This window comes from Streptomyces sp. NPDC018833, assembly GCF_044390825.1.
Lineage (GTDB): Bacteria > Actinomycetota > Actinomycetes > Streptomycetales > Streptomycetaceae > Streptomyces.
The window spans coordinates 70,371-79,930 of record NZ_JBIRZM010000007.1 but is presented as its reverse complement, the minus strand read 5'-3'; the positions used below and the strand labels follow the sequence as shown (position 1 = coordinate 79,930).

The following is a 9,560-nucleotide window of genomic DNA, read 5'->3' as shown; positions in this document are numbered from 1 at the left end:
CCCCTGGTGTGTCCCCCCGCCCCTGCGGCGGGGGGGCCCCCCCCCGGGGGGCCGGCCCGGCCCCCCCCCCCCCCCGGGGGGGGCGCCCGGTGGGGCCCCCCCCCCCCCCCGGACCGGGGTCTGTTCGCGCGTGTTGTCGGGCGAGGAGTCAGTGGTCGGCGAGTTCGCCCCGTATTGCTGCGGCGAGTTCGCCCACGAGTACGTCGGCGCTGTTCGCATGGGCCAGACGCAGCACGGTGTCGATCGCTGGGAGCAGCGAGCGGGCAAGCTCCGGCGCGACATACGCCGTGTCTGCGCGTACCGCGAACTGCAGCACCTCCTGGTCGCCCGCGACGGCGATCCCGCACCGGCCGCCCTGGTACGGCCACCACGGCAGCGGACGGACCGCATAGTCCTTGCCCGGATCGGGCTGCGCCGGGTGATCCATCACGGCGGGAAAGCCGCCCCGAACGTCGTTGAACGTGTACGTTGCCCCCAGCACCTCGTCCGCCGACCGGCCGGTGCCCCGCAGCGTGCTGTCGAGCGCTGCGGGCGACCAGAGCGCGCTGCTGTACGCGCGCAACGACCTGCGGCGGACCTGTCCGACGGCGTCGCCGAACTTCTGGTCCGGGTCCAGGCCGACGGCCATCGGGCCCAGTTGCGCCAGCACGCCCAGATAGTCCTCGGTGCCGGACCGGTGCCGGTTGGAGGTCACCACCTGGAGCGGGAGCGTCCGCAAACCGAGGGGCGAGCCCAGGGCGACGGACACCGCCGCAAGCAGCACGGCCGACGCGTCCGTGCCCAGTGCGGCGGTCAGCTCCTCCAGTCTGGTGGCCGCCGACCTGGAGGTAAGCGTCTCCTGGAGGATGCCCCCCGCGTCGGGTTCCGGCCGCCGGGCGGCGAACGGAAGGTCCGCACCGGCCAGGGCGCGCAGCCATGCGGTCGTCGAGCGCTCCGCTGCCTGCGCGAGCTGGTCACCAGCCTCCAACTCGGCCCGGTCCCTCGGCTGGGGCGGGGGCTCCTGCCGCGGCGCGTCGAGATGGCTCAGCAGGACCCGAACGCTGGACGCATCGACGGCGAGATGCGAGATGGCCCAGATCATCTGGCGAGGCCTGCCCTCCTCGACGACGACGGCCGCCGCGAACGGTAGCTTCCCGTTGCCGATCAGCGGCAGCGCCCGCAGCCGCGCCACATGGCCCGCGAGGTCCGTCTCGTTCGTGGCCTCGATGATCTCCACCGGGAACTCGCCGCGACCGCAGACGTGCTGGCGCAGCCGGCCGTCCTCGCCCTCCCTGACGTCGGTACGCAGCCCCTCGTACCGGGAGACGGTCGAGCCGAGCATTTGGAGGACGTCCGCCAGAACCCAGCCCTCGGGCACTGTCCACACGGGAGCGACATTGCGGTACCAGGACGTGCAGTCGTATCTCTTCAGGCCGTCCCAGAAGCCCTGCTGCCCCCAGGTGGCCAGCCCGCCCCAGTCCCCGGATCCCGAGAACGGGACCGTCTTGACGCCGTGGTGGTTCATCTACTCCCCGCTATTCGTCATGGCCTTGCTGCGGGCCGCGAACTGGGCCTCCTGGAAGGCGACCCGGTTGCTCGCCACCCAGGACTGAGACGCCAGCAGACCATGTGCGGACCCACGGAAGCGGGGTGCGACGAAGCGGGCGAAAAGTTCCAGGCTGTGGTGGGAGCGCTCCGGCGTGGTCCAGTCCTGGAGGGTGATCAGCAGGGTGCCGAACCCGCCGGTGGCCTCTTGGAGTTTCTCGATCCCCGCGACCACATCGTCCACGTCGCCGACGAGAATGCCTCCCGCCGCCACGGTGGTCTCGAAGGCCTTACGGGCACTGGTCTCGCCGCGAGCGACGGGGAAGCCCATGGTGTCCGCCCACAGTTCGCCGCGGTCGCGGAGCCAGCCTGGCAGGATGTCGGCGATCGCTTGCTCCCGGGACTCCGCCACATGGACCGGAACCACCAGGCGCCAGTTCTTCCGGTCGCAGGGGGTACCGGTCGCGCTCGCCGTGTCCTGCAGGTGGCGCCACTGCTCGGCCAGCCGCTCTACACCGACGCTGTGGCCGGCGCGCGCGGCGCCCCATGGTGCGGAGGCGTTGGAGAGCACCCCGATGCCCGTACGGCCCGCCAGCCTCATGCCGAAGGGCGTGGAGGCGCTGGTGATCGCGATCTCGAAGCCGCCCGGGTTGAAGGGGCGCAGCTGCACACGTCCGTCCACGAGGGTGAACCAGTCCGTCTTGCGCGTCACGGTCTCGCCGCGCAGCAGAGGGAGGATGGTGTCCATCGACTCCTCGACACGGCGCCGGGTGTCCTCGGGAGCAACACCCAGCATGTGCATGTCCGCCGCGCCCGATCCGGCGCCGACGCCGAGGATGAACCGGCCGCGGGTCAGGTTGTCCAGCTGCATGGCGCGCTCGGCGACCATGTAGGGGTGGTGGTACGGGAGCGCTGTCACGCCCGTGGCAAGCTTGATCCGCTTGGTCCGCTCGGCGGCCGCCGCGATGAAGAGCTCGGGCGCGGTCACGGTGCCCCAGCCTCCGGTGTGGTGCTCGCCGATCCACATCTCGTCGAAGTTGAGTTCGTCCACCAGCTCCGTGATGCGCAGATCGCGCCGCAGGAGCAGGTTCGGATCCTCTCCCGGGCGGTGCCACGGCGCAAGGAAGCAGCCGAATCGCAAGGGTGTGAGCATGGGGTTCCTCTCGGGCGGTAGCAAGGTCGCTAAGCGGTGAGCGGCCGTCACAGGCTCTGGGCGATGGACACGCGTTGGATCTGGTTGGTGCCCTCGATAATCTGGAGCAGCTTCGCCTCGCGCATCCAGCGCTCCACCGGGTAGTCCTGGGTGTATCCGTAGCCCCCCAAGACCTGGACGGCGTCCGTGGTGACGCGCATCGCCATGTCTGTGGCGAAGAGCTTGCACTTGGCGGCGTCGGTCGAGATCGGACGGCCGATGTCCTTCAGCCGGGCGACCGACAGCATCAGTGCGCGTGCGGCGGCGATTTGGGTCGCCATGTCGGCGAGCATGAAGGAGACGCCCTGATAGGAAATGATCGGATTGCCGAACTGCCGCCGCTCCTTCGCGTATCGGCATGCGTAGTCGAGTGCGGCCTGGGCAAGACCGATGGCGCAGGCAGAGATGCCGAGGCGCCCGTGGTCGAAGACCGAGGCCGCGACGAGCATTCCGCGGTTCCTGCCGCCGATCATCCGCCCGGCCGACACGCGTACGTCGTCGAAGCCGACCTGGGCCGTCGGCAGTGCGCTGACGCCCATCTTGCTAATGTGCGCCAGGTGCTGCACGCCGGCCTGCGAGGCATCTACCAGGAAGCACGAGACGCCGCCCACCCCGGCGCGGCCTGTGCGGCAGTAGACGTTGTAGACGTCCGCCACACCGCCGTGGCTGACCCAGGACTTCAGGCCCGAGATCGCGTATCCGTCGTCCCGGGGCCGCGCCTCGGTGGTCATGGCGGCCAGGTCGGATCCGGCCTCCGCCTCGGACATGCAGTTGGCGCCCAGTAGTTCGCCCTGCAGCATCCTCGGAAGGTAGGCCTCGCGCAGAGGGTCCTTGCCGAACTGGATCAGCCCATGGCACGCCAGCACCTGGAGGTGGACGGACTCGGCCGCGGCCAGCCAGCCGTAGGAGAGGCGTTCGAGGACCTGGAGGTAGAACGTGTAGGACTGGCCTCCGCCGCCCCACTTCTCCGGGAACGGCAGCCCCATCAACCCGAGTTCCCCGAGCGTCCCGACGATCTCGCGGGGGAACTCCGACTTGTCCTCGTACCGGGCGGCGTTCGGGGCGAGTACCTCGTCCGCCACCTTCTCGACAATGGCGAAGAGTTCGGCCTGCTCGGGCGAGTCGAAGTGCCGGTCCGTTGTCACGTGTGCGCTCCTGCTCGCGGGATGCGGGGTGTCTGAGGGATCCAGTGTTTCGGTGGCATTCACCGAAGGAAGAGACGGTCGAAGAGATCGGTGAGGGAGTGGTAACCGGGCGCGGCGTCATGCGCCCAGGACGCTGCGGTGAGCGCACCGAAGACGGCCGCTCTCAAATCCCGTACGTCATGGCGGAGCGTTAGTGTCTCGTGGGAGAAGGTGAGCTCGAAGGCGTGCTCGCTCACGGGAAGCCCGGCCCGGAAAGAGGCGATCTCCTTCGTCGTCCCGTTGCCGAGCACCTCGTCCCAGGTGCCGGCCAGAGCCTGCGCGGTCGCGCTCGGCCGGTCCCGCTTCGCCGCCGTGTGGCGTTCGAGCACGGCGGCGGCGGGCAGTTCTGGCAGCCGCCGTGCGATCCGCGCCGCAGTGCTCACCAGCTGGCTCTGCAGCCAGTGCGCCACAGACAGATTGACAGCCCGTATGACCGGCACCCGCGCGGACAGCTCCTTCGCGGCCGCCAGTTCCCCGGGACCAAGGTCCGAGGCGCAGGCCACCAGCGCGGCGCCCGTCTCCCCACAGTATGCGGCTGTTCGCGGCAGCACGGCTCCGCGGCTGGCGTCGATGACCACGGTGGGCGGGCGGGCCGGCTCGTCCCGCGGCGCCGGTGTCGCACCCCACGCGTTGCTCGTCGCCGTCCAGGTGACGGGAATGCCAAGTCGGGTGCACTCCCCGACGATGCTCGACCCCAGTCGTCCGGTTGCACCGACCACTCCGACCAGGAGCGGCCGCTCCTGAGAGTGTTGATGAGGGGGCATGGTGGCGTCCTCCAGGGGAGCCGGGCGGGATTGGGGTGAGCGGCGGGTCCATGCCTCGCCTCAGCGCAGCACGTTAGTCACGCCCGGATGCCCTGAGCGGCAGTTGCAGAGGCAGATGATCAGAGCGGCGCTCATCCCCGGGAAAGCATCGGACACCTGCGGACGGGCCTCGGTAAGGTGCTGGCGACGTCTCGTTTCGCATGCCGTTTGCCCGAAGGAGATCACCATCAATCCCACCGCCCTCAGCCCCGACACCCTCGTCGCCCACCGCGATCGCGCGCAGCGGGACTATGCCGAGCTGATGGGGCGGCGTCTCTCCCTCGACTTGACGCGTGGGAAGCCGGCCGCGGACCAGCTCGACCTCTCCCTGCCGCTGCTCGCCCTCCCGGGCGACACCTACACCAGCGCCGAGGCTGTGGATTGCCGTAACTACGGTGGTCTGCAGGGCTTGCGGGAGCTGCGGGAGATCTTCAGCGGACCGCTCCAAGTCCCTGTAGAGCAACTCGTGGCCGCGGGCAACTCCAGCCTGGAACTGATGCACGACTGTCTGGTGCACGCGCTGCTGAGCGTGCTGCCTGGAGCCAAGTCCCGCTGGGTGGACGAGGAGCGCATTGCCTTCCTCTGCCCCGTTCCCGGATACGACCGGCACTTCGGCGTCTGCGAACGCCTCGGTGTCGAAATGATTCCGGTCCCCATGACCGACCAGGGTCCGGACATGGATGTCGTGGAGGGGCTGGTGGCCGAGGATTCTTCGGTCAAGGGCATCTGGTGCGTGCCCAAGTACAGCAACCCCGACGGGATCAGCTACAGCGACGAGACCATCGCCCGGCTCGCCGCCATGTCCACCATCGCCCCGGACTTCAGGATCTTCTGGGACAACGCCTACGCGGTCCATCACCTGACCGACGAGCGCGTGGAGATCAGCGATCTGCTCGCCGCCTGCGCGCAGAGCGGCCATCCTGACCGGGCCTTCGTCTTCGGATCCACCTCCAAGATCACCCTCGCTGGCAGCGGCGTCGCCTTCTTCGGCTCCTCCCCGGACAACGTCGCCTGGCTCATGGCCAACACCGCGAAGCGCACCATCGGCCCGGACAAGGTGAACCAGCTGCGTCACGCGCTGTTCCTCAAGGACGAATCCGGGGTGCACGCTCACATGGAGCTCCATCGCGCCAAGCTCAGGCCGAAGTTCGACGCCGTTGTGCGCATGCTCGAAGTCGAACTGGGCGGCACGGGGCTCGCCACGTGGACGGAGCCCAAGGGCGGCTACTTCATCACCCTGAAGGTCCTCGACGGCTGTGCCCGCGAAGTGGTGCGCCGCGCTGCCGAGGCGGGCATCGTGCTCACTCCCGCGGGCGCCACCCACCCCCACGGCCAGGACCCGGACGACTCGGTGATCCGGATCGCACCCAGCTTCCCCACCCCCGACGAGCTGGTGCAGGCCATCAGGGGCGTCACCGCCTGCGTGCGGCTCGTCGGCTACGAGAAGCTGCTGGCGAGGTAACTGCCGGTCCGACTGCCGCTCATGGGGGGCAGCCGGACCTAGGGTTGGCAGCGTCGCGCTCCGTGGGGGCCACCGCGCCGTCGGGCACACCGGAGCACTCCCGCGAGAACGATCTGCGAGCAGCGGAGCAGACCCAGACCGCCTGCGGTCACCATCCGCTCCGTCGCGCCCCGCACGTCAGCGAGGAGATTCCCCATGGCCGCATCGGCCCACTCGACCGAGGCTGCATCCGTTGAGGGCTTCCGGGCCGCGATGGCCCACCTCCCCACCTTCGTCACCGTGATCACCACCATGAGCGAGCAGGGACCGGTGGGCTGTACGGCCAACGCCCTGCTCTCCCTGTCCGTACAGCCGCCGTCGCTGCTGGTGTCGCTGGCAGAGACCAGCCGAACCGCCGGGCACATCCGCCGCAGCGGAGCCTTCGCCGTCAACGCACTGGCGCAGGGGCAGGAAGAGCTCTGCCGCCATTTCTCCGTCGGCGACGCGAAGACCCGTTTCGACAGCGTCGCGCACACCCTGCGGCACGGCCAGCCCGTCCTCACCGACGCGGCGGTCACGGTGGTGTGCGCCGTGGAGAGCGCGCAGCCCGTACAGGACCATCTGCTGTTCGTCGGCCGCGTGTTGTCGAGCGCGTACGACGAGGAGAGGCAGCCCCTCGTCTACCACGGTCACCGGCTGCTGCCCGTACCGACGGTGCAGACCGCCGGGCTCTGAGCCGGCCCCCGTAACTGCCGCTGCCGCTGCCGCTCATGCCCGACGAGGGCCGGTACGTTTTTGACACCTCTCGGGATCCGGTGGCATTCAAACGCCCTCCACCGTTTCCCGGTTCATCGCTGCGTCGACCTGCTGGTCTGCAGCCATCGCCTTCCCGTCACCAGGGCTGGTCCACAAGACACACCCCTAGGAGCAGGGGACGGACTGCACCGCCGGAATACACCGAATCACGCAGGAGACGCAATGAGCACGACGGGCCCTCTTTCGTTCGGGCAGCTCTCTGTGATGCGCGCCGTCCAGAGCCTCCCGGTGGAGCGGTGGCATGAATCGAACCTCAAGACGCTGTGGGTCCTTCCCACTGCGGTGCCCGTCGCCGCAGCCCACAGGGCGCTGCGGACTCTGGCGGTCCGGCACGAGTCGCTGCGGACCATCTACGACATCTCGGATCCCGCGTGCCCGCGGCAGGTCGTGCACGAGGACCCCAACACCGCCGTGGACGTGGTCGATGTAGGCCGCGCCACGGAGCAGGAACTCCGCGGCATCACAACCGACATCGCCCACCGGCCGTTCGACCTATGGTCTGAGTACGCTTGGCGGGCGAGCATCCTCACCCGGGACGGCGAGGCGACGCACGTGGCGATGGTGAACCACCACATCCTCGCGGACGGAACGGCCAAGAAGGTCCTCTGGGACGATTTGATGACGGCCCTGACCTCCCCGGAAACGCCGGCGGAGAGTGCGTACAGCCTGATCCGGACGGCCGAGGAACAGCGCTCGTACGAGTTCCGCGCCAAGCGGCTTGCGGCCGAACGGCACTGGGAGAAGACGCTCACCGCGTCGATCGACGGCGGCATCCCGCCCGAGAACGGCGACGGCGGCACCGAGGTGATCCGGGGATGCCTGCGATCCCGCCGCTCCCGTGCCGCGGCCGAACAGCTCGCGACCCGGGTCGGTCTCTCCGTGTCCGTCGTCCTGCTCGCTGCCTACGCGCGTGCGATCGCGGAGGTCCAGGGCGTGCGCTCGATCCCCATGCGGATGGCGTCGTCGAACCGGCACGGCCACCCCTGGGTCGACCACGTCACGTCGATGAACCAGTGGACACCCCTGCACATCGGGGTCGAGGACGGGACCTCCTTCGAGGACCTGGCCCGGCCGCTGGCCATGCGGAGCCTTCAGGCCTATCGCAACGGCATGTTCGACCACGACGCCATCGCGGCGATCCGCAGCCGTTTCCCACAGCACATCGCCAGGAACGAGTCGACGTGGGCCTTCAACCACATCATCGCGGGCAGCTCCGGCGATCCCGGTGCCTTCGAGGAATTCGGCAGCGAGGAGGGGGAGCTCACCTGGGAGCCGGTCTTTCTTGCCCTCGGGCCCCGCTTCTATCTGCGCGTCACGGACAACGGGAATGACGCATGGGCGATCCGGTTGCGGGCCAGGGGGCTCGGTCGGGACGCGGTGTCGGAGATTCTGACGACGATCCACAAAACGCTGCTCAGCGAGGCCGGCCAATAGCTGATCGAGACATCAGTTGTTGAGGGCGACCGGGAAACGACATGGCATCGACGACGGCTAATGGTATCCGGATTCATTACGCGGCACACGGCTCGGGCGAGCCGGTGGTGATGGTGGCGGGAAGCGGAAGCGGGGGACGGGTCTGGCACCTGCACCAGGTGCCGCACCTCACTGCGGCGGGGTACCGGGTCATCACCTTCGACAACCGCGGTATCGCGCCCTCCGACCTGTGTGCCGAGGGCTTCACCGTAGAAGACATGGTGGCGGACACCGCCGCACTCATCGAGCGGCTCGGCCTCGGCCGGTGCCGCCTGGTCGGCCACTCACTCGGCGCGCAGATCGTCCAGGAACTCGCCCTGGCCAGGCCGGACCTGGTCGACTGTGCCGTACTGATCGCCACGCGCGGTCGCTCGGACGTCCTGCGGCGGGCCCTCGCCGAGGCGGAGCTGGCGCTTCATGACTCGGCGGCCCGGCTACCGGCCTCTTACAAGGCGGTCGTCAGGGCCATGCAGAACCTGTCGCCGCACACGCTCGCGGACGCCGAGCAGATCGACGACTGGCTCGCCCTGCTGGAGATGGCCGCCGCCGTCGGGGGGGCGAACCGGGCGCAGCTGGCACTCTCCGCCATGCCGGACCGTCTCGACGCCTACCGGAAGATCGAGCGGCCCTGCGGGGTGGTCGCGTTCGCGGACGACCTCATCACTCCGGCTCATCTGGGCAGGGAGGTCGCTGAGGTAATTCCAGGCGCGAGTTTCCAACTGATCGAGAGATGTGGTCACTACGGATATCTGGAAGATCCCGGCAGCGTGAACAAGGCCATTGCCGAATTTTTCGGGTCCGTACGTTGACGCCCACACCTACCAAAATGGCAAATATGAAAGGGGCCCGATGATGGAAAGCGGGCAGCGCACTGACGTGGACATGCGCCAAGTGGTGCGCGCGGTATGGGAGCAGGTCCTTGGCCACGCCGACTTCGGCGACGACGACCGTTTCTTCACCCTGCCCGGCGGCCACTCGCTGACGGCCGTCCAGGTAGTCGTCGCGCTGAGCAAGGAGCTCGACGCCAAGCTGCCGGTCCGGCTGATCATGCGCCATCGGACCGTGAACGAACTTGCCGCCGCCATCACCGAGCAGGTCGGCGCGTGACGACCGCAGCGCAGCCCAAG

Annotated in this window: 9 protein-coding genes; 5 read left to right on the top strand and 4 right to left on the bottom strand. The window is 69.0% G+C overall.

The window, feature by feature from the left end; all coding sequences use genetic code 11:
- Positions 1–148: 148 nt before the first annotated feature.
- From ACH5AF_RS16535 to ACH5AF_RS16520, 4 genes are read right to left on the bottom strand one after another with little or no spacing between them, the layout of a single operon-like run.
- The gene (locus ACH5AF_RS16535; RefSeq protein ID WP_398902365.1) at positions 149–1,504 is read right to left on the bottom strand and encodes a condensation domain-containing protein; all 1,356 of its coding nucleotides are present in this window, start codon (positions 1,502–1,504) and stop codon (positions 149–151) included.
- Positions 1,505–2,677, bottom strand: coding sequence for an LLM class flavin-dependent oxidoreductase (locus ACH5AF_RS16530; RefSeq protein ID WP_398902364.1), 1,173 nt, complete (start codon positions 2,675–2,677; stop codon positions 1,505–1,507).
- A gap of 47 nt (positions 2,678–2,724) precedes the next feature.
- Positions 2,725–3,861 (bottom strand): acyl-CoA dehydrogenase family protein, encoded by a 1,137-nt coding sequence (locus ACH5AF_RS16525; protein WP_398902363.1) that lies wholly within the window; start codon positions 3,859–3,861, stop codon positions 2,725–2,727.
- 59 nt (positions 3,862–3,920) lie between these two features.
- A complete protein-coding gene (locus tag ACH5AF_RS16520) occupies positions 3,921–4,664 on the bottom strand; it encodes a dihydrodipicolinate reductase C-terminal domain-containing protein (RefSeq protein WP_398902362.1) in 744 nt (247 codons plus the stop codon).
- Between the two features lie 226 nt (positions 4,665–4,890).
- Here ACH5AF_RS16520 and ACH5AF_RS16515 point away from each other — a divergent pair, with 226 nt between their 5' ends.
- From ACH5AF_RS16515 to ACH5AF_RS16495, 5 genes are all read left to right on the top strand, one after another.
- Positions 4,891–6,165 carry an aminotransferase class I/II-fold pyridoxal phosphate-dependent enzyme gene (locus tag ACH5AF_RS16515; protein WP_398902537.1) on the top strand — a complete coding sequence of 425 codons (1,275 nt, stop codon included), beginning with the start codon at positions 4,891–4,893 and terminating at the stop codon, positions 6,163–6,165.
- Between the two features lie 195 nt (positions 6,166–6,360).
- Positions 6,361–6,879 carry a flavin reductase family protein gene (locus ACH5AF_RS16510; RefSeq protein ID WP_398902361.1) on the top strand — a complete coding sequence of 173 codons (519 nt, stop codon included), beginning with the start codon at positions 6,361–6,363 and terminating at the stop codon, positions 6,877–6,879.
- Between the two features lie 243 nt (positions 6,880–7,122).
- A complete protein-coding gene (locus ACH5AF_RS16505) occupies positions 7,123–8,394 on the top strand; it encodes a condensation domain-containing protein (protein WP_398902360.1) in 1,272 nt (423 codons plus the stop codon).
- Positions 8,395–8,435: 41 nt separating this feature from the next.
- Complete coding sequence (locus ACH5AF_RS16500; protein ID WP_398902359.1) at positions 8,436–9,242, top strand: alpha/beta fold hydrolase; 807 nt, start codon at positions 8,436–8,438, stop codon at positions 9,240–9,242.
- A 40-nt stretch (positions 9,243–9,282) separates the two neighbouring features.
- A complete protein-coding gene (locus ACH5AF_RS16495; protein WP_398902358.1) occupies positions 9,283–9,540 on the top strand; it encodes an acyl carrier protein in 258 nt (85 codons plus the stop codon).
- Positions 9,541–9,560: the final 20 nt, after the last annotated feature.